This window comes from Pseudobdellovibrionaceae bacterium (genome assembly GCA_023954155.1).
In the GTDB taxonomy this organism is placed as follows: Bacteria; Bdellovibrionota; Bdellovibrionia; order Bdellovibrionales; family UBA1609; genus JAMLIO01.
Genome location: JAMLIO010000002.1, coordinates 108,228 through 129,559, shown reverse-complemented (window position 1 = coordinate 129,559; position 21,332 = coordinate 108,228). Strand labels below are relative to the sequence as shown.

The window sequence follows — 21,332 nt, the reverse complement described above, 5'->3', positions numbered from 1 at the left end:
GCCTAGGCGTAGACTTTGAATGCAAATTTTTTAAGACTTTAATCTAAGCACAGTGCTTTAATGCGGATCTTTTCTGTGTAAGAGGCAAAACTGTGGCTTGTAATATGTTGAGTGTTGACCCCTGTGATCTGTTTTGAGCAGGCCGCTAAAAGTTTTTGTCTGGCCTCTTCTACGTAATCCGTGTTGAAGTTAAATCCTAGGATCACCTTTTTTTGCGCCTCTACAGTAAAATATCGCGCCCCCTTTTGCTTACCAGGCAGAAAGTCCCCCATATGACTTTGATGTACACTGTGGGAGCACCCACTTAATCCAAGTAGTCCTGATACTAAAAATAAAACCGCTGCTGTTCTTTTCATTTCCTACCTACTTCAATTAAGATTTTTTTAAACAAAACCCTTGGCTGGTTACAATCATGGAGTATCCAATTAGATACCAACGCGTTTCATATTTAGAAGTGATCCCTGTCACTTTACCTTTAGGACACTGTTGTTGCAATTGAGGAACAAGATCAGAAACAAAGTCGTTATTAAAGTTCAGCGCAAGAAAAACAAATTTGCTCACCTTAGCCTCTACGGGTTTGCTTCGGTTTTCTGGAAAGCTGGTCATAGACACGCTTCTTAACGAGGCACAGCCTGAAAACGCAATCAGACTTAAAATCATCACTACTTTTTTGAAACCTAAAATTCCTGTATTCATTGTATTTAAACCTCTCATGGAGCCCTCTATTTAAAAATTAAATCCCTTTTCACTCACTCAATGTCACGTGTCTTTATCACAATGACTCTAGCTCTCTGCACTTCAAACATCAGTCTATGCAGTAACCTCTTATGTTTACAATCTCTCCAGAGATATAAGTATAATCTCTGGCTTCACGTATAGATGTCAGTCCTGTGATCTTGCCACTAGGACAACGCCCTACAATTTCATCTAAAACTTGATCTGCATAGCGATCCGTAAAGACGGGAAATCCTGTACTTGGTCCAAAGTTGATCAAAGCTAGCAGCATATCTATAGCTGCAGTAGCATTTGCCGCATCTTGATTCCCACGTTTGATATGCTTGTTTCTTGCCACAGCAGTGGCTGTGTGACCAGCCCCTTTAATGTCCACTCCTGTTTCACTGAGTTTAATGTCAATGATGCGCCCACGATCTGTAGTTTCAATGTCAGAAATCTGTACATGATAAAGAGCCGCACATCCAGGCAATAGCAATAGCGTTATAAAACCTATAAATATCTTTTTCATATACTTCATTAAGACACTTTACTATGAGCATGGCAACTCAAGTTTTATAATTTTTACGGATGTAAAGCTTCATAGATTCTTTTCGCCAAGGCTTTAGGAATCCCAGGAACTCTTTCAAGTTGGGAAAGACTTGCCGCCATAAGCTGAGTCATATCAGGAAAATATTTATCTAATAAGGCTCGCTTTTTAGGACCAAGACCCGTAATTTGGTCCAGTACACTGGATAGACTTTCTTGATCTCGCAACTTGCGATGAAATTCTATAGCAAACCTATGTGCTTCATCACGCATTTGCACTAAGATACGAAAAGCCTCTGTGTTGCTTCTAAAAATAACTGGGTTTTGTCTATTGGGTATAAAAAATCTCTCTTCAGTACCTTTGACTTCTTTACTTTCAAAGTCTGATTCCGTGCGGGCTTTAGCTAAACTTCGCACAGGAATATCATCTCTACCTACTTCTTTCAGAGCTTCTATTGCAAGTTTAAGCTGCCCCTTACCACCATCCACCAAAATCATTTGCGGATCAGCATATTCGCTGTGTGAAAATCTACGCTTAAGCACCTCTTTCATGCTTTCAAAATCATTCGGTCCTTGAACGGTTTTAATTTTGTACTTGCGGTAATCTTCCTTACTTGGAACTCCATCGTAAAATACCACTTGGCTTGCCACACTGCTGCCACCCTGGAAGTTAGAAATGTCATAGCATTCAATTCTTCGCGGAAGTTCTGGGAGCTTTAATTTCTCTTGAATGAGTTTTAAACCCTCATCTTTTTTGGCCGCCTTTTCTGCAAACTGAGCAAAATGCAACTTGGCATTCTTTTCGGCTAATTCCTTTAAGGACTTTTCCTGTTTTACAGCAGTAGCACTAATGCTAATATTTTTATGTGTTCTACTTTTTAAAACATCGACAAGTAACTTTTCTAACTCAAGCCCCACAGACATCGGCAAAAGGACCCGATCAGGAATAAAGTTATCATCGTAATAGTGGTTTAAAAACGAAATCAACCAATGGCGTTGGTCTTCATAGTCTGCACCCAAATTATTTTTATTAAAAAAGTAAGGGCGACTTCCTATCACTCTCCCCTTACGAACGGATACAATTTCAACTAAGGCACCGTGCTCATTACTAAAGTACGCCACAAGATCAGTGTCTATCCCGTCCTCAGTCACTACAACTTGTTTTTCTAAAATAGCGTCAATGGATTTGATCTGGTCTCGGATTTTAGCCGCCACTTCAAAACTTTCTTCTTCGGCATATTTGAGCATCTCGGAATTTAAGTTTTGAAGAATCTTTTGATTATCGCCTTCTAAAAACTCAATGGCTTTAACAATGCTCTGTTTATAAGTCTCTGAAGTCACATATCCCACACAGGGCGCTTCACAACGTCCCATATCGTAAGTCAAACAAGGGCGTTTGCGTGTTTGCATGAATCCATTACTGCAATCTCGAATCTTAAAAGTTTGATTTAAAAACTGCATGGTCTTTTTGACAGCAAAAGAACTGGCATAGGGTCCGTAATAATAAGCTCCGTCTTGCTTAACATGTCTGACCAGATACAGGCGAGGGAACTCTTCTTGGATGGTGCATTTAATATAAGGATAAGCTTTGTCATCTTTTAAACGAATATTGTATCTGGGCCGATATTTTTTAATCAAAGAGGCTTCAAGCAAAAACGCCTCCACTTCAGTTTGTGTGACAATAAAGTCCACTTTGACAATGTGGCTGACTAGATGTTTGACTTTGATAGACTGATCTTTAGAGTTTTGAAAATAAGAACGGACACGATTCTTTAAATTCTTTGCTTTCCCTACATAAATCACAACCCCCGCTAGGTTCTTCATCAGATAAACCCCTGGGTCTTGGGGAAGCGTGGCCGCAAAGGCTTTTAACTCTTCTAAAGAAGAAGTATCACTCATGATACCACCCCGCTTACTCCTCACCACGAATTTCTAACTCAAGAATCTGCAATCTTTTGATCTCATCTCTTACTTTAGCTGCCTCTTCAAACTCTAGATCTTGTGATAGGGATTTCATCTTATTTTTTAAAGCTAAAATATCTTTAGAAATAAGACTTGGGGATTTTTCGTACTCTTTGGCTTTTTGTGAAACTTCACGCAAGCCCTCATCATCTTTAAGTCTTGGATCATAAAGTTCTAACATGCCTGCATTGACCTTTTTAAATACGGTCTGAGGTGTAATGCCATGTCCTTTATTATACTCTTCTTGAATTTGACGCCGCCTTGAGGTCTCTTTCATCGCACGTGCCATAGAATCTGTGACTCCATCGGCGTAAAGTATCACTTTACCTTGAGCATTTCTTGCGGCACGACCAATAGTTTGGATCAAAGAACGTTCTGATCTTAAAAAACCTTCTTTATCGGCATCAAGTATAGCGACTAAGCTCACCTCAGGTATATCCAATCCCTCTCTTAAGAGGTTAATCCCCACTAACACATCAAAAACCCCTAAACGTAAATCTCTGATGATTTCTGTGCGTTCTATGGTGTGTACATCACTATGTAAATATTTAACCTTCATGTTCTTTTTAGTTAAAAAGTCCGTTAAATCTTCTGCGCTTTTTTTCGTAAGTGTTGTCACTAACACTCGTTCTTTTTGTTTTGTACGCATTTGTATCTCTACTAACAGATCGTCCAGCTGATGTTTTGCAGGTTTTACAAACACCTCTGGGTCTAAAAGACCTGTAGGGCGAATGATCTGCTCTACAATAAGTCCCTGACTTCTTTCAATTTCAAATTCTTTAGGAGTTGCAGAGACATATAAAGTTTTACGCGTGAACTTTTCAAACTCATCAAAATTAAGGGGTCTATTGTCTAAAGCTGAAGGCAACCTAAAACCATGCTCTACTAGGGTCATCTTTCTGGCACGATCGCCTCTATACATTCCCCCAATTTGAGGAACCGTGACATGGCTCTCATCTATGATGGTTAAAAAGTCAGCGGGGAAATATTCAAGCAGAGTGGGAGGGGCCATTCCTGGAGGACGTCCCGTTAAAAACCTGGAGTAGTTTTCAATTCCAGGGCAAAATCCCATCTCTTCTAAAATCTCAATGTCATGATAGGTTCTTTTCTCAATTCTTTCCGCTTCAAGATACTGCATATTGGTCTTGAAGTGTTGAATGCGATCACGAAGTTCGTCTTGAATGCCCCCAATAGCAGCCTTGATATTTTCCTGGGAAGTGACGTGATGGCTGCCTGGAAAAATAGACACCTCTTCCACGTCTCTGACCACCGTGCCTCTCACTGGGTCTAACCAAGAGATTCTTTCAATATAATCCCCAAAAAATTCGACACGAATAACAAGGTCTTCTTCGTAGGTGGGGTGAATCTCCACAATGTCCCCTCGCACCCGAAAGGTTCCTCGATGAAAATCCACATCACTGCGCACATACTGAATGCCCACCAAAGAACGTAAAAGAGTGTCGCGCTTAAGTTTAGAGTTGGCCTTAAGGTCAATCATCAGATTTCCATACTGCTCAGGCGAACCCAAACCGTAAATGCAAGATACACTGCTGACAATCACCACATCTCGGCGTTCAAACAAAGAACGCGTGGCAGAGTGTCGCATGCGATCAATCTGTTCATTGATCGAAGAGTCTTTTTCAATAAAGGTGTCTGTAGCAGGGAGATAAGCTTCAGGTTGATAATAGTCATAGTAGCTGACAAAGTACTCCACGGCATTTTCAGGAAAAAACTCTTTGAACTCCACATACAGTTGCGCCGCTAACGTTTTATTTGGTGCTAGGATCAAAGTAGGGACGTTTAAATTTTGAATGATATTGGCCATGGTGTAGGTCTTACCTGACCCTGTCACACCTAGAAGAGTTTGATGATTGAGATGATTATTAAAATTTTCAGTGATCTGCTGGATCGCTTGGGGCTGGTCCCCCGCAGGCGTAAACTTAGAGTGCAGCTTGAACTGGGCCTTCTTTTTCATCCCTACAGCTTACCATAGGGAGGATGAGCGAGGAAACTGTTTGTTAAAGAGCTTTAAGGACTTCTGAAATGCGACTTAAAAGCACTTCTTTTCTGAGAAGTGGGAATAAGTCCTTGATCTCAGTACCATGAGCTTTACCAATCAGAGCGACCCTAAGAGGCATAAATAAAAATTTGCCCTTGGCATCTAATTCCGCCTTACAGCGCTCCATCACTTTATCTAAGACTTCATTGCTTAAATACGTTTCGGCACTGGCCTTCACCTCTGATTCTAAAATTCCAATCACGCCTTTGGTCTTTTCCCACGTCAAAACTTCTTTGGCTTGATCTTCGATCACCAAAGGAGTTTCGCTTAAAGGCTTTAACACCGTCGCCCCATCAGCTAAGGTTTCCATAGCCGATTTGAAAGCCTCAATGACTTTGGTCTTCCAAGTGTCATCCCCTGTGAACTTTAAACCCTCTTGATCAAAGAAAGGCTCAAGGCGTTTCCACAACTCAAGTGCGGGTAAATTTCTAAGGTATTGGGCATTCATCCATTTTAATTTGTCGTTATCAAATACAGCCGCTGCAGGGTTAAAGCGATCTGCTGTAAATTCTGAAATCATTTCGTCAATAGACATGATCTCTTTACCACTCGGAGAACTCCACCCCACAAGGGCAATAAAGTTCACTAAAGCCTCAGGCAAATACCCCTGCTCTTTAAACTGAGTGACACTGGTCGCCCCGTGACGCTTACTTAATTTTTGACGATCACCACCAAGCATGATGGACAAGTGTCCAAACTTGGGCAAAGGCCAGTTAAATACATCATAAATCATCATCTGCTTTAAAGTATTACTTAAGTGCTCTTCGGCGCGAAAGACATGGGACACCTTCATCAAGGCATCGTCCACAGTGCACACAAAGTTATACACGGGCATTCCACTGGATCGCACCAAAACAAAGTCGCCAATCATGTCAGAGGGAAAGGTCACCTCGCCACGTACCAGATCCTGAAATTTAAAATCTTGTGTGTAGTCGTTTTTAAAACGCACAGATGCGGGTTGTGCTTTTAGTTTTTCTTTGGCCTGATCCAGACTCCAGTCCCTATAGGGAGACTCAGGTCTAAAGGGCACACCTTTTTGAATGGCCACTTCTCTTTGAGCTTCAAGCTCTTCATCGGTCAGAAAGCAGTAATAGGCTTTTCCACTTTCAAGAAGTTTATTGGTACATTCGTTGTAAATGTCTTTTCTTTGACTTTGCTTATAAGGACCAAAATCACCGTGATCTTGTAAGTCTAAATCTGGCCCCTCATCCCATGGCAGCCCCAACCACTGAAGGTCAGCAAGCATGGATTTAAGATACTCATCAGAGCTTCTCTCTTCATCAGTGTCTTCCACCCGAAGGATATAAGTGCCTTGGTTTTTTTTAGCAAAAAGATAGTTATAAAGCGCAGTTCTGGCTCCACCTACATGCAAATAGCCTGTAGGACTGGGAGCAAAGCGAACGCGTACGGAATTTGGGGTATTGGTATTATTTGTCTTACTCATCATGACCGAAGATAGCAGTGACTTCATCAGATTTCAAAGCTTCTTCATCAACGGCCAAACATAATTCTTTCCAAAGTAGACCACGAGCGGTGTCTAAAAGGTTCTTTTCACCAAAACTTAGGTCTTTTTCTACTTTTAAAGTAAAAAGGTCTCTTAAAACTTCAGCAATTTCATAAACAGAACCCGTTTTGATCTTTTCCATGTATTCGCGGTAACGACGGTTCCAAGTTTGATTGTCTACTTTTGTAGATCTCTGTCTTAAAATGCCCATGACTTCATCAGCTTGCTCGCGAGAGATTACAGGTCTTAAACCCACAGAAGAAATGTTCTTCTCGGGAACCATCACTTTCATTCCACTTTCTTTAATTTTCACTGAATAGAACTTCTGTTTGGTGCCAAAAATCTCTTTTTCTTCAATAGCCGTTACCTCGCCCACTCCGTGTCCTGGGTAAACAGCATTGTCGCCAACCTTAAATGAGATCATGTCGCCTCCTTGACAGTGGGTTAAATTAGCATTTTTGACACATATTATCAATGTGAAAAAAATACAATAACAGCTGAAGTTGGCCTGCTCCTTGCTGAATAGGCTGCATTGAAAGCTTCCTAAAAAGCACACCAAAATAAAAGGAGTGTGGCGTGAGATATAAAATTTTATCGCTTGGATTAAGCGGCCTGTTAGCCTTAAGTGCCTGTGGTTCTGACTCCGCAAAATCCTCTTCAAAATCTAATAGTTACCGCTATAATTTTACCGTTAGCAACTGCACTCCTTCGGTGTTCAAAGGACGCTTTAGCACCTTGGCAGAAATGTGTCAGGCGTTAAGCTACCAAGCCCAACTTCACCCTTGCGCGGCCCCTCAAATTTTACGGCAATTTGAAGACAAAAATTGTCATAGAGGTGACCTTTTGCAAACTGGAAACCAACCCTACTCGCCCAGTCCTGGAGTTTTTTATAACGCCAATAACGAGCCTTATATTCTTACCCCTAACGGCCCTGTGGTTTTAGAAAGACCTGATCTGCATGACGAGCCGATGCGCGTGGCCTATGAAACAGCAGAAACTGAGCTTGATGACGGACTGATTTGCGAACATGGAGTGTGCAGAAAGCCTGGAGAAAAATTAGAAATTCGAAACGGCAAAGTGTACCTAGATGGAGTGCTCGCCTACGATCCTACTTTGAATGACTCTAATATCTATGGTCCTAATCACCCCAACTACGGAGGGCAAACAGGATCGACTTTAGTGCGTCCTGATCAGCAAAGACCTGAAACGGGTGGTAAAGATCGCCCCCCTGTGAAAAGACCTAGTGAGGCGGCCAGTGTTCCCATTACAACACCGAAAAAAGATCAACCTGAGACTATCGTTTCCGATGCTGTGGCCGATGTTCCACTAGATCGAGTGCCCATCCCACGTCCTCGTCCTGCGGACTTAGGAACCACTAAAGAGGAAGTCACTCGTCCAGCAGGCACCGTAACAGAAGACCCAAGACCGTCTCAACCCGCAGACAGTTCTGTCACCACTCCCGCTGAAACGGCTAAAGTGGATACACCTGAAACAGCAAAAGCAGAAACACCCAACACCACAGCTCCGAGCGATGCGACACCTAAAAGCCCCGAAGAAGTGTCAGATGTGTCTGAAGAGACCCGACCCGAATCTTTCAATTTGATTTACTTTACCTCTACAGGTGCTATGTATACAGAAATTCCAAATCCCCAAAACGAACAGCGATTTCCGATATTAAAGATCACAGCCAAGATTGATAGCCGAAGTCCACTGCACAACAAAAAACATTCAAGCCCCATTAAAGAACTTGATGTCGCTATTCTAGGTACTGACACACCCGTAGTCTGTCGCCCTATTGCCCAGATCAGCAGTAATAACGACATTGTGATTCTGACTTTAAAAACTAAAGACCAGTCTGACGTGTCCCAGTTACAAGCCTGCAAAGAGTGGTTTCAAGTGGTTCGCAAAAGTAATTTTGAAATTCAAACTTCTGAACTGCAAACCGACAAAGGCAGCATCTCTGGTAAATTTAATTTTGTGATCAGTGAATAGTGTCCTTTTCGACCCTTGGTGATGTTTTATGAAAAATCCTAAGGGTCAGAGAGCCAATAAAAAATAAAATCGCACAGCTCTCGATCGTGAATTCATATCCCAGCACATCCGACAAATGCCCAATAGGAAAGCTCATAAGAGGAGCAATGCTCATAAACAGTATCCCAATAAGGGCACTCAGTCGCCCCCTGTATTCATCTAAAACTTCAAGATGCAGATACACAGTCAGTGCGGCCATCACTAGATAAGAGGCAAATCCCTGTCCTGCCATCAGCATACTCGCCTCAAAAGGGGTGTTAGCCCTTGGAATGAGAAATAAAAAGAACACCATAGCAGGGATCCCCACCCACAAGGAGGTCAATGGATTTTTGGGTTTCCAGATCGCAAAAGTTAAAGCCCCAAAAAGCGAACCTAAAGCTGGAAAGCTAAACACCCATCCATAGGTTCCCGCATCAAGACCAAACTTAATCGGGATATAGGTGCGCAAAACCGTAAGTAAAAGTGGGAATATAAAACAGATGGCTAAGATCAGTTGCAGGATGGGATACAAAAGCACAGGGCTTTTGAAAAAATAAACCAGCCCCTCTTTGATCTGCTCGGTAGAGCTTTTGGCCACCTCGGATACTTTTTTAGCCGTGGGGCTCCAGTCCAATTGCCATAGAGTAAAAACTAAAACCATATAAGTGCACGCATCTAAGAAGAAGATCAGACTTGGGCCATAAATCATCATCAAAGAGCCCGCAATAAAAGGGCCAAGCACACGTCCCGTATGAAAGATTGTGGAATTTAGGGCCAGGGCCTGCTGGTAATCCTCCCTGGGAACCAGTCTCACCACAAGAGCCTGAAAGGTAGGGCCATCAAAAGCCGCTACAGTGCCTTCAATGATCGCGTAAATAATAAAGTGCCAGAGCTGAATCTGTCCAAACTCCACCCAAAACGCAAAGATGATGGCTAAACCACACATGATACTTTGGGTGATCATCATGACTTTTCTGACATCAGCACGATCAACTAGGGCTCCGCCATAAAACATAAACAGCAGCACAGGAATGGCTCCCGCTAAGAGTACATTGCCCATTGCCCCAGCACTTGCCGTCAGTTCATAAATGATCCAAGCTCTAGCTAAATCATGAGACCAGCGACCAATAAGGGATAAAATGTGGGCAAAGTAAAACAGCCTGAAGTTTCTGTACCAAAAGGGTTTTAGTCTGCTGATTAAAAATTGACTCACATTCAAGAATGTATCATGAGAGTAAAAACAAAGGGAGATCCGATGACACCAAGAGTTCGAGAAATTTTAAGTTGGTATGAAACCGAAAACGCTGGAGTGCTTACAAATTTAGCTCGCATCATGAACCATGGTCGCCTAGCAGGTACAGGAAAGATGGTGATCCTTCCCGTGGACCAAGGTTTTGAACATGGACCCATCCGTTCTTTCTCAAAAAACCCCGATGGTTATGATCCTTTTTTCCACTTTGAGCTTGCTATTGAATCAGGCTGTAATGCCTATGCCGCTCCTTACGGATTCTTAAAAGCGGGGGCCGCACGTTTTGCAGGCGAAATCCCTTTGATCTTAAAGATCAACAATTCAGACGTTTTATACACCGACAAAGGTGGACCTATTTCTGCCGTGACCTCTTACATTCAAGAGGCTTTGCAACTGGGTTGTGTGGGCATTGGTTTTACCATTTACCCAGGAAGTGCAAACCGCCATGAAATGTATGAAGTGATCGCTGAGGCCTCTCGTATGGCTCGTGATGCAGGCCTTGTCGTTGTGATCTGGTCTTATGCTCGCGGGGAGCAGCTGTCTAAAGAGGGCGAAACTGCCATTGATGTGATCTCTTACTCGGCACACATTGCGGCCCAACTTGGAGCCCACATCATCAAAGTTAAACCGCCTTCAGCTTATATTGAACAAAAAGAAAATAAGACCGCTATTGAGCGTGACGGAATTAAGATCTCCTCTCTTGCTGACCGTATTAAGCTCGTCATTAAGTCCTCTTTTAACGGCAAACGCATTGTGATCTTTAGTGGTGGAGACGCTAAGGGGACAGACGAAGTGATGAAAGAGATTTCTGAAATCGCCCAAGGTGGTGGTTTTGGGAGCATTATGGGGCGTAACGCTTTCCAACGTCCTAAGGCTGAAGCTATTGAACTTCTGCATAAGATTATGGATACTTATGCTGGTAAAAATTAGACCCTAAGTCCAAGCATTATATTTTTCAATTTTTGAACTGGGGTCAGAACCGTGTTTTGACCCCTTTTTATTGTGATCAGAAAAAAGAAAAGGTAACTAAATTAAAAATATGGCTCGCTGGAGTCATCACAAGAACCCAACATAAGGAAGAAAAAGTGAGCAAAGAAAATCCACTTCGTCTCGAAAAAACAAGAAAACTTCAGGAACTTCGCAGTTTAGGGATTGATCCCTTTCCGCATAACTACAAAAAGACTCATAATGCTGCGGACCTTAAAAGTAAGGATGCGGAGTTTGAGCCAGGCGATGTAAAAGAAGAACTCACGGCCAAGCTTGCAGGGCGCTTGATGACCAAACGTCCAATGGGAAAAGCCGCTTTTTTTAACCTGCAAGATCAAACAGGAAGTTTTCAATCCTATGTGCAAGTTTCTGAGCTAAGTGAGACTGCTCAAAAGAGTTTTAAACTGATGGACATTGGCGACATCATTGGTGTGGAAGGCTATATGTTTAAAACCCGTAAAGGCGAAATGTCTTTACACGTTAAAGACCTACAAATTTTATGTAAAACCTTAGAACCACTACCAGAAAAATATCATGGTGTAGCCGATGTAGAGATCAAATACAGACAAAGATACTTAGATTTAATTATGAGTCCCGAAACGCGCAACGTGTTTGAGGCCCGCTCAAAGATCATCCGCGCCTTTAGAACTTATCTGGATAACAAAGGATTTTTAGAAGTAGAGACCCCCGTATTGCAGCCCATCTACGGAGGGGCCGCAGCTTATCCTTTCTCTACTCACCATAGAGCTTTAGACATGAAGCTGTTCTTAAAGATCAGCCCAGAGCTGTATTTAAAACGACTCATCGTGGGTGGATTTGAAAAGGTCTATGAGATTGGTAAGAACTTTAGAAACGAAGGCATTGATAGATCCCATAACCCTGAGTTCACCATGCTTGAATATTACGAAGCTTACACAGATTACATTGATCAAATGAAGCAATTTGAAGAGGTCATTGCTTTTGTGGCTAAAGAAGTCACAGGCAGCACAAAAGTCGTATATCAAGATAAAGAGTTAGATTTTACTCCTCCGTGGGAAAGAATTAGCGTTTATGATGCCATTAAAAAATATGGCGACTTTGATGTAGAAAGCGCTCCTGCAGAAGACATTATTGCTGAGATCAAAAAGTATGATCCTAAGTTTGACGCTAAAGATGTTCCTTCTAAAGGACATCTGATCATGGAACTTTTTGACCACACCGTGGAACCTAAAATTGTTCAGCCTACATTTATTACGGATTTCCCTGTTGAGATATCTCCATTGACTAAATCCCACCGCTCAAAACCTGGGTTGGTGGAAAGATTTGAACCTATTTGCGCAGGGATGGAAATTGGGAATTCGTATACAGAGCTTAACGATCCCGAAGATCAAAGAGCCCGCTTAAAAGAGCAAGAGGCTCAACGTGTAGTGGACGAAGAGGCTCAGCCTATGGATGAAGACTTCTTAAATGCCATTGATGTGGGCATGCCCCCCACTGGTGGTGTAGGGATTGGTATTGAGCGTATCGTGATGCTTTTAACCAACCAACATTCTATCCGCGATATTCTGTTTTTCCCTACGATGAAACCTAGAGGATAAAATCGAACTATTACCTTACAGATTTATACGGGGCTCTTATAGAGCCCGTTTTGCAAGATTTTAATTTGTAAAACCAGAGTTTTTCTTCTATGCACTCAAATCTTAGAGTTTATTTACAGTTCTTGCACTTTGACTTAAGATTTCACCTTCTCAAACTCGCCCGCCGCTAGGCGATCGTAGTAGGAGATGGTGTCTTTTTTCACATCTTTAAACAGAAGCAATAAGGCAATCAAATTTGGAATCACCATCAGACCAAATAACAAGTCTGAAAAGGCAATGATGGGATCCAAACTCCAGATGGCTCCGATGTAAATGCAGATACAAAATAAAACGCGGTAGTAAAATATACTTTTATTACCTATGAGGTAATTTAAAGCCACCTCACCATAATAAGACCAACTTAAAAGTGTGGAATAACCAAATAACAAAACAACAAGCGGAACCAAGTATTGACCAAATCCAGGAATAGGAACTGCGGCATCAAAGGCTTTGGCCGTAAGAACCACTCCATTGCCGCCATCTTTCCATACTCCAGAGATCAAGATCACCATAGCGGTCGAACAAAAACAGATCATCGTATCTACAAAGGGCTCTAACAAAGCCACCGTTCCTTCACGAATAGGTTCTTTAGTTGCAGCCGCAGAGTGGGCCATAGCCGAAGTTCCCATTCCCGCTTCATTAGAAAACACTGCTCTTCTCATCCCAGCAATGATCACCTCTTTAACCACAACCCCTTGGAAGGCCCCTACCGCAGCCGTACCATTAAAAGCATGGTCAAGCACCATCATCAGTACCCCAGGGATTTCCTTAAGATTTAAAAGAATCACTAAAAAGGCTCCACCCAAGTAGATCACAACCATAAATGGAACAAGTTTAGATGTGACTTTACCAATACGTTGGATACCCCCTAAGATCACAGCACCTGTCATGACCGCTAGGACGATTCCTGTAAGATGAATATTGATGGAAAAACTTTCGTTAAGAATCGACGCCACTTGGTTACTTTGAAACATATTAGGACCACCAAATGTTCCAATGGCCGTGGCCACAGCAAAAAAGATAGCCATAGGTTTCCACTTTGGTCCCAAACCATTAGTGATGTAATACATGGGACCGCCACGCGCGACACCTGTTTCATCAATAATTCTGTATTTAAGTGCTAAGGTGGCCTCAGCATATTTGGTGGCCATCCCTAGCATTCCAGCTAAAAGCATCCAAAACGTAGCTCCTGGCCCACCATAAGAAATGGCCACTGCCACCCCCGCAATATTGCCTAAGCCCACAGTGGATGACAGCGCTGTAGTGAGAGCTTCAAAGTGGGAAATCTGTCCTTCCGCTTCAGGTGTAGAGTATTTTCCTCTTAAAATTTTGATAGCATGTTTGGCACCACGAATCTGAATGAAGCCAAGACCAATAGTATACAACGCTCCAACTCCAAGAAGAGTTAAAATCGTGGGCGTGCTCCAAACATACCCCACCAACCATTCTATTGTTGCATTAAGATTGGTAACAAAAACATCTAGAGCCCCTACGGCCTGCTCTGAATCCGACATGCAGCCTTCCCCTTTTGTTTTAAAATTTTAGTCTTTTAAGGGCGCAGCATACTCCACCTGCCTTGAAGATACAAATATGAGCTGTGCATGTCTTCAAGCAAAATGATAAGAGTTATAAAAGCTGCGGCAAGGCTCGCCATTCACGACTTCATGCCAGAACGGCCTCTAAGCACAAAACCTTCGACACGCTTTGGCATTCAGGCCGTTCCTCACTCAGGTGCACCGCCACTGTCAGAACTCTGATCGTGTCTTCTTTGCAAATTTATAGTAGGCTAAGGGGGTTTTAATGGGTAGACCCGTACAGATTGTTATTGGTCTCCACAACGAGGTGACCTTCATGTCCATTGATTTAGAGACTCCCATACAGTTCTTAAAAGGCGTGGGCCCTGCTTTGGGGGAACGTCTAAAAAGAAAAGGGATTTATAATATCAATGATCTTGTGGAGTTTGTACCACGTGCTTACGAAGACCAGAGACTCAATAGAAAGATCGCCACTCTAGAAGCAGGAGACACCGTTAAAATTAAAGCCAAAGTTTTAAAAACGCGGCAATTTGCAGTTCGTGGTGGGCGTCGTCAGATCTCTGAGATTTTGATCTTTGATGAAACAGGTAGCATTGTCTGTAAATTTTTTCGCCTCCCTTTCCGTGGATATCTCAATAACTTTGAACCTCACATGGAGGTTTATGTTACGGGTACTGTCACTTACTATGGCGGCAAAAAGGAATTTCATCACCCAGAAGTAGAGATCATTAAAGTACAAAACACTCCCTCTGTAGCCACTCAAGATCAAACGCGAAGTCTGGCTCAAAATCAAAAGTTTGATCAAGTGCTAGGGCGCAATCAGAATGGCCATCAAGCAAAGAAACAAGACCTCAATCAAGTGCAAGGGCAAAATCAGCATCGCGATCAAGTGCAGGGCCAAACAAAAGGACTGACACAGGATCAAGAGCAAGAACAAAGAGAGAATGCTCTTGTTCCCGTCTATTCTGAAACCGAAGGGCTTTCGCAAAAAAAGATTCGCACATTGATTGATATGGCTTTTCAAAATTTGAGCCTGGCAGAAAAAGATACCAAAAGCCAAACAGAAAAACTTTTAAGTTACGATCCCTTGCCTGAATGGATCATTCAGGAGTTCAAACTTCCCTCTCGTAAAGAGTCCTTACAGAAGATTCACTACCCTGAGCTTAAAGAGACATTTAATTACAGCGAGGGCAAAACCCCTTTTCACTACCGTCTGGCCTTTGATGAACTTTTTGAAATGGAAGTGCTTTGTGCCTACAAAAAATTGCATCGTCAAAAAGAGCAAGGCCTTGCTATGCCTATCCAGTCTTTGCGTATGCAAGAATTAGAAAACAGTTTAAGTTTTTCCTACACGGGAGCACAAAAAAGAGCACTTGCAGAAATCCTAGAAGACTTGCGCCAAGATTCTCCCATGCACAGGCTGGTACAAGGAGATGTGGGGTGCGGAAAAACTTTAGTGGCTTTGGCCTCGGCCCTCCATGCCATAGACAATGGATATCAAGTGGCCTTTATGGCCCCTACAGAAATTTTAGCAGAACAGCACTACAAAAATGCACAGACCTATTTAAGTCCTCTTGGTGTTCGCATTGGATTTTTAACAGGATCGATGAAAGCTTCAGAAAAGCAAGAAGTTCTAGATCTACTTGCTCAAGGTGATATTGATATTTGCATTGGAACCCACGCCCTGATCGAAGATCAGGTGCAGTTTGTAAATTTAGGTCTGGTTATCATTGATGAACAGCACAGATTCGGGGTGAATCAACGACAAAAGTTAAAAACCAAAGGTGGCGCCCCTCACTTTTTAGTCATGACAGCCACACCCATCCCCAGAACTTTAGCCATGAGCGTTTACGGCGATCTTGATGTGAGCGTGATTGACGAACTTCCTCCTGGACGCTCTCCCATACAAACTCAAGTCTTTTACCCGAAAGAAAAAAGGAAAGCCTTGGAGTTCATGCACACCCAATTGCAGAAGGGACAACAGGCTTATATTGTTTACCCTTTGATTGAAGAGAGTGAAACTCTAGACCTTAAAAATGCTACTGAAGAGTATGACAAAATCAGACAAACTTTCCCTGATTTTAAAGTGGGACTACTGCACGGCCGTATGAAGTCAGGCGAAAAAGACGAGGTCATGAGTGAGTTTAAAAATGGTAATTTACATATCTTAGTCTCCACCACCGTGATTGAAGTCGGAGTGGATGTACCTAACGCCAATGTCATGATCATTGAAAACTGCGAACGCTTTGGTTTATCCCAACTGCACCAACTGCGGGGACGAGTGGGACGTGGCACACATCAAAGTTACTGCTTTCTTGTCCTTGGGGACGCTTTTTCTGATGTGGCCAAACAGCGCGCTCACATCATGGCCGAAAACACAGATGGTTTTAAAATTTCTGAATACGACCTAGAAATGCGAGGCCCAGGAGAATTTTTAGGTGCCAAACAATCGGGGCTACCTTTATTTAGATTCGCCAACTTAGGCCTTCACACCCGCCTCTTACACATAGCTAGGGACAAAGCCTTTCAAATCTTTAAAGAAGATCCCTATTTACAAGAACAAAAAAACCACAAAATCAAACGCATTTTAGAAAAGAATAAAAAGCGCCTCGCCCTTGCTAAAATTGGCTAAGCCCTAGAACCCGTCCGCCTCGCTGGTTTTTTGAGTCTATTATCCCTATTCACAACGACCCGACCGACTGCGGGTGCAAAGCGTCTGCGGCACGCGTTACCCTCTGGGACCTTTTGGCCCCATAGGCCAACGCGTGTCGGATACGCATTGCTCGCCTCGGAGGGTCGTTGTGAATAGGGATAATAGACTCAAAAAACCAGCGAGGCGAACTAGATAAGGCCTAAGGTACAATTTTCTATTTATCTTTTTTGTGTTGATGTTTAGATCTAAAATCTGCATATAACACAAGGACTTTACTTTATGGGTTTTTATGAAAGTTATTTTTTGTCTATTGATGATGTTTTTAAGCTTTGAGATTCAAGCCGCTCGTTGTGAGGGATTTCTTGGGTCTTCAGAGGGACGTTTTTTGTCACTTACACCAGAGGAAGGGCGTAAGGTTTTAAGGACTTTTGGGATTATGAATCCTCAACTTGTATCAAGGTTTCATGAAAATTCAAAGTATCAACAGATTGATCATATCACAAACTTAAATATGAGCCTTCAAACTCTTCGCATAAACCATAACAACAGAGTGCTTGATAAAAAGATCGTCCAGTTACTTATGCAGTCCCAAGAAAGTGTGGTCACTTATTTTTTATCTTATAAAATTCTTAACCGCCAGCCGATAGATCCCAACACACACTCTCATATTGAAAAGTTAGCTAAAGTTCATTTAGAGATTAAAGCGCGGTACGCAGCTTTAGATGCTAACCCCTCAGCTTCGAACAGCAAAGAACTTCCTCGTCGATCGCTCTTACTTTTAAGATTTATTTTAGACAATGCTTACTTGATCAACCAAGCTGAAACTCATTTTAAGCTTTACTAGTCCCAGCCTATTTTTTCTAAAAATTCCTCGTAGTTTCCTAAGAAAAGATCTGTTCTACCATTTTTAAAATAGATGATCTTGGTGGCCAACTTATGCAATAGGTCTTCATCATGGGTCACCATCAAAGTGGCTCCTCGAAAATCTTTGATCTCATCAGCAAGAACAGCGATAGATTCCATATCCAAATGGTTTGTAGGTTCATCAAGCAGAAGTAAATTACTGGGTCTTGCAATCACTTGTCCCAGAAGTACACGACTCAACTCTCCTCCAGAAAGAACACCAATTTTCTTTTCTGCTGTGTCACCAGGAAACATCATTGCCCCACAGATGGCACGCACTTGTGTTAAGGATAATAGAGGATCCGCACTCCATATCTCATCAATGACGTTATTTTGTACTTGAAGATTTTTTTTATTGGTCTGTTCAAAGTATGCGATCTGAGTTTCTGGGTGAAACTGCATCTCCCCTGTTTTGGCTTGTAATTTACCTGCAATGACATTGAGTAAAGTGGTTTTTCCGTTCCCGTTTTTACCCACAATGGCCACACGGTCATCAATTTTGACCTCAAAATTAAGTGTTTTAAACAGGTCTTTGCCTTCTTCAAAGCCAAAACTTAAATCTTTAACGGTCAATACCGTTTTAGCTGGAGTCGGCTTATAGTTAAAACGAAAACCCATCGTATCAATGTCTCCAAGATCATCCATGGTTCCCATTTTTTTGATCAACTTCATTTTACTTTGCGCCAGAGACGCAGTGGCGGCATTAGCTCGATTTTTTTCTACAAACTTTTCTAAGTCTTTGATCTTTTTATCATGATTGCTTTTAGTCTTCTCATAGATCTCTTCATCCATTTGAATTTGATCGTAGTACTTTTCTGTTCCACCTTCGACTTTGCGCACCTGCCCTCTATTGATCCCTGCCGTATGGGTCACCACACTGTCCATAAACGAACGATCATGGGTGATCATCAGCACTTCACCAGGAAAGGTCCTAAGAAATTGTCTGAGCCAAATCAAACTCACAATGTCTAAATAGTTCGTAGGCTCATCTAACAGAAGCAAATCAGGTTGCTGTAATAAACATTTAGTCAGCTGGATTCTAAGTTGATAGCCCCCAGAAAAAGTGTTGGGGTCAGAATACATGTCTTCTTGAGTGAAACCTAAACCAAATAGCAATTTTTCTGCTTTATAAAAGTCATAAATTTCATCTTCAGGCAAGACCTGACAGCATTCTTCAATCACTGTGTCCTTAGTAAACTCAATATGTTGGTTTAAATGTCCTAGACGATACCCTCTGGGCATAGAGATATCCCCAGTGTCGTATCCTGTCTCTCCTAGAATGATTTTAAATAAAGTGGACTTACCCAGACCGTTCCTGCCCACTAAGCCCAAACGTTCTTTTTTGCCCATAGTCAGAGTGACGTTGTCAAAAAGGACACGCTCACCAAACCTTTTGGAAATATTACTCAATTGGATCATTTTTTCACCCAGCTTCTGTTTATAAAACGCCCATATATTAGGATTTCGTTAAAGATGCCATAAAATGCTATTTGATTAAATACATTTTTGCCTTTTAGGGTGGATTTTTTCACAAATCTGTCTTAGGTAACACTATGTCTAAGGGTAAGAGACAGGTGTTTAAGACGGGGATCATTTTATGTGTGGGGCTTTTGTGGGGATCACCAGCCTTTGCTGGAAGGCAGTGCCTTCGGTTCTTGCTTCATGAGGCCCAGAGCCAAGCCATCACCCAAGTCCTAGAAAGTTTTGAATTCCCTGCTGAATATGAACTTCGTACTGGTAACAGAGACTTAAGGCTTGCTGTTTATAATGCCTTTGGTGGAAGAGACTTCTACACAGGCCAACCCATAAACTATCAAGAGATGACCATTGATCATATCATCCCCAAATCCAAAGGGGGACCCAACAACCTCTATAACTACGTCCCCACTTCCCAGCTGATCAACGGGACCAAGGGGAATCTATTTGACGAAGTGTCGGCCATTGCGGTTCTTTCCATTGTCAGAACCGTGTATGCTGAAAAAGTGATCCGTGAACTGAACAATCTTTATAACCTTCCCGAAGCTACCAAAGAACAGATGCACAAAAGCGAAGACCCACGCAAGGTCCCTATTGAGGCAGGACAGATCGTGGACCGTGTGGCCAAGGTCAAACGCATTCAGCTAGTAGAACCTTTAAGCCGCGATTTTACGAGCTTTCTGACTTACTTAAGAGGTGTTGTGCGTGAGAATCCTAAAGTGATTAAAATCATTGGTCCTTCAGCCATCATGAAACTTGATCTGAATCCCACAAACTTCACTCTAGAGATGGTGCGAGAATTTCAAACCCAAAGTAACGTGAAAACTGAAATCGTATTTAACGATGACGTCACGCAAGTCATGAAGACTTACCCTTTGATACAACGAACCGAGGCCGCCAAAATTCAATCCACCGAAGAGCCTAAAGACATCATGCTTGTGATTACAAGAAAGCTCTATGAAAAGTTCATACAGCTTGATGATGTGCAATTTGAGAATTTTTTAAATACAGGAATTCTTGTAGAAGGGTTTATTCAGTAAACTCTTCGCCATCCAAGTGCATATACTGTGGCGGTCTTTCTTTTTTGATCACCGCAAAGTTAATCGCTCCGCCACCTGCTTCGACCAGGGTGTACATCACTTTTTTAAGGCTTAATAAATCTAGTTTTTCATCAGCCTGAATGGTGATTTGATTCCAGTTTTGCGCGTTGATTCTTTGAGAGTCATCAATACCTGCTATGGTATTTTGCACTTGAGATTTTAAAGAGGTCTCAAGCTTTTGTCTTTGTAAGATCAACTCTTTTTTGACTGCATCTCGTAAAGGAATGATCAGCCAGTCTTCGCTTTCTCTGACTGGAGCCACAGAGGCTACTCTTTTTTCATTCAACTCAATAAACTCTGATCCAATGACCACCACGTTTGAAGGTTGTAGTTCTGTCACAGCAGAGGCTTGAGGTAAATTCACATCTTCCTTGAGGGTTAAGGTTTGACCCGTCACCTTATAGTTTTGAAGCAAAAACACCACAAGCACTGTGAACATATCCACCATCGCAGTGAGTGAAAGAACAAACACCGCACTTCGAGTGCCCGCATTACGCATACGGCCTCTACGATCACGTTTTCCTGGTACATGGATAGGCATTATTCAACTCCTCCAGTGGCAATAGAAACCTGTGGGAATCTTTCGCTAATAGCGATATCCATTCCCTTAACTAGACTTCCATAATCAATACCGTCATCAACTGCTATCACGATATCTTTTTTGTCTGGAAAGGCCTGCTTCACCTTTCTGAGTTCTTCACCTAAAGTTTTCGTGTCGTACTCATCACCGATCATAGAAATAGGTGTTCTTTGATCTTGAATAAATAAAACATATCCATTGGTAAGAATATCTAACCTTAAGGGGATGCTGTCCTGTTTGATCTCTTGTTCCGTGATCTCTTGATCTGCGGACTTTTTGCCATAAACAGAAGTTGCAAGCTGAATCATTGAAATTTGATTCCATACTGCCGTGATCAACAAAAACACAATAAGCACACTCATAAGATCAATAACGGGTACGATATTGATCTCTACGTTGGTTGATCTTGATCCTTTGCCATCATCTATGTGAGCCATT

At 42.2% G+C, this 21,332-nt stretch carries 19 protein-coding genes; 7 read left to right on the top strand and 12 right to left on the bottom strand.

The window, feature by feature from the left end; translation table 11 throughout:
- Positions 1–38: 38 nt before the first annotated feature.
- The 7 genes from M9899_03375 to M9899_03345 all read right to left on the bottom strand — a co-directional run bounded on the left by M9899_03375 (position 39) and on the right by M9899_03345 (position 7,209).
- Positions 39–356, bottom strand: a complete 318-nt coding sequence (locus M9899_03375; protein MCO5113197.1) for a hypothetical protein — start codon at positions 354–356, stop codon at positions 39–41.
- 16 nt (positions 357–372) lie between these two features.
- Positions 373–714: a hypothetical protein gene (locus tag M9899_03370; GenBank protein ID MCO5113196.1), complete on the bottom strand. Its 342-nt coding sequence runs from the start codon at positions 712–714 to the stop codon at positions 373–375.
- Between the two features lie 91 nt (positions 715–805).
- Positions 806–1,243 carry a hypothetical protein gene (locus tag M9899_03365; protein ID MCO5113195.1) on the bottom strand — a complete coding sequence of 146 codons (438 nt, stop codon included), beginning with the start codon at positions 1,241–1,243 and terminating at the stop codon, positions 806–808.
- 53 nt (positions 1,244–1,296) lie between these two features.
- Positions 1,297–3,159: an excinuclease ABC subunit UvrC gene (gene uvrC, locus M9899_03360; GenBank protein ID MCO5113194.1), complete on the bottom strand. Its 1,863-nt coding sequence runs from the start codon at positions 3,157–3,159 to the stop codon at positions 1,297–1,299.
- A 13-nt stretch (positions 3,160–3,172) separates the two neighbouring features.
- Positions 3,173–5,197, bottom strand: a complete 2,025-nt coding sequence (uvrB, locus tag M9899_03355; GenBank protein MCO5113193.1) for an excinuclease ABC subunit UvrB — start codon at positions 5,195–5,197, stop codon at positions 3,173–3,175.
- A 43-nt stretch (positions 5,198–5,240) separates the two neighbouring features.
- Positions 5,241–6,752: a glutamate--tRNA ligase gene (gene gltX, locus M9899_03350; GenBank protein ID MCO5113192.1), complete on the bottom strand. Its 1,512-nt coding sequence runs from the start codon at positions 6,750–6,752 to the stop codon at positions 5,241–5,243.
- Positions 6,718–7,209: a CarD family transcriptional regulator gene (locus M9899_03345; protein MCO5113191.1), complete on the bottom strand. Its 492-nt coding sequence runs from the start codon at positions 7,207–7,209 to the stop codon at positions 6,718–6,720. The genes gltX and M9899_03345 overlap by 35 nt, the downstream gene beginning before the upstream one ends.
- Before the next feature lie 152 nt (positions 7,210–7,361).
- On the opposite strand from M9899_03345, the gene M9899_03340 reads away from it, so the two are divergent.
- Positions 7,362–8,777 (top strand): hypothetical protein, encoded by a 1,416-nt coding sequence (locus M9899_03340; protein ID MCO5113190.1) that lies wholly within the window; start codon positions 7,362–7,364, stop codon positions 8,775–8,777.
- Here the strand turns inward: M9899_03340 and M9899_03335 are convergent.
- On the bottom strand, positions 8,767–10,008 hold the full coding sequence (locus M9899_03335) for an MFS transporter (GenBank protein MCO5113189.1): 1,242 nt from the start codon (positions 10,006–10,008) through the stop codon (positions 8,767–8,769). The genes M9899_03340 and M9899_03335 overlap by 11 nt on opposite strands.
- Before the next feature lie 42 nt (positions 10,009–10,050).
- Here M9899_03335 and M9899_03330 point away from each other — a divergent pair, with 42 nt between their 5' ends.
- Entirely contained in the window at positions 10,051–10,974 is a 924-nt protein-coding gene (locus tag M9899_03330) for a class I fructose-bisphosphate aldolase (protein ID MCO5113188.1), read from the top strand.
- 155 nt (positions 10,975–11,129) lie between these two features.
- Positions 11,130–12,608, top strand: coding sequence for a lysine--tRNA ligase (gene lysS, locus M9899_03325; GenBank protein MCO5113187.1), 1,479 nt, complete (start codon positions 11,130–11,132; stop codon positions 12,606–12,608).
- A 134-nt stretch (positions 12,609–12,742) separates the two neighbouring features.
- On the opposite strand, the gene M9899_03320 is transcribed toward lysS, so the two are convergent.
- A complete protein-coding gene (locus M9899_03320) occupies positions 12,743–14,161 on the bottom strand; it encodes a sodium:alanine symporter family protein (GenBank protein MCO5113186.1) in 1,419 nt (472 codons plus the stop codon).
- An 87-nt stretch (positions 14,162–14,248) separates the two neighbouring features.
- Between M9899_03320 and M9899_03315 the strand changes: the two genes are divergently transcribed.
- From M9899_03315 to M9899_03305, 3 genes are all read left to right on the top strand, one after another.
- Complete coding sequence (locus M9899_03315; protein ID MCO5113185.1) at positions 14,249–14,404, top strand: hypothetical protein; 156 nt, start codon at positions 14,249–14,251, stop codon at positions 14,402–14,404.
- A gap of 43 nt (positions 14,405–14,447) precedes the next feature.
- Positions 14,448–16,814, top strand: a complete 2,367-nt coding sequence (gene recG / locus M9899_03310) for an ATP-dependent DNA helicase RecG (protein ID MCO5113184.1) — start codon at positions 14,448–14,450, stop codon at positions 16,812–16,814.
- 310 nt (positions 16,815–17,124) lie between these two features.
- A complete protein-coding gene (locus tag M9899_03305) occupies positions 17,125–17,679 on the top strand; it encodes a hypothetical protein (GenBank protein ID MCO5113183.1) in 555 nt (184 codons plus the stop codon).
- Here the strand turns inward: M9899_03305 and M9899_03300 are convergent.
- A complete protein-coding gene (locus M9899_03300; GenBank protein MCO5113182.1) occupies positions 17,676–19,157 on the bottom strand; it encodes an ATP-binding cassette domain-containing protein in 1,482 nt (493 codons plus the stop codon). The two genes, M9899_03305 and M9899_03300, sit on opposite strands and share 4 nt — an antisense overlap.
- Before the next feature lie 134 nt (positions 19,158–19,291).
- Here M9899_03300 and M9899_03295 point away from each other — a divergent pair, with 134 nt between their 5' ends.
- Positions 19,292–20,254 (top strand): HNH endonuclease, encoded by a 963-nt coding sequence (locus tag M9899_03295; GenBank protein ID MCO5113181.1) that lies wholly within the window; start codon positions 19,292–19,294, stop codon positions 20,252–20,254.
- Here M9899_03295 and M9899_03290 read toward each other — a convergent pair.
- Positions 20,244–20,855, bottom strand: coding sequence for a biopolymer transporter ExbD (locus tag M9899_03290; protein ID MCO5113180.1), 612 nt, complete (start codon positions 20,853–20,855; stop codon positions 20,244–20,246). The genes M9899_03295 and M9899_03290 overlap by 11 nt on opposite strands.
- Entirely contained in the window at positions 20,855–21,331 is a 477-nt protein-coding gene (locus tag M9899_03285; protein MCO5113179.1) for a biopolymer transporter ExbD, read from the bottom strand. Before M9899_03285 ends, M9899_03290 begins: the two co-directional genes overlap by 1 nt.
- Position 21,332 lies beyond the last annotated feature (1 nt).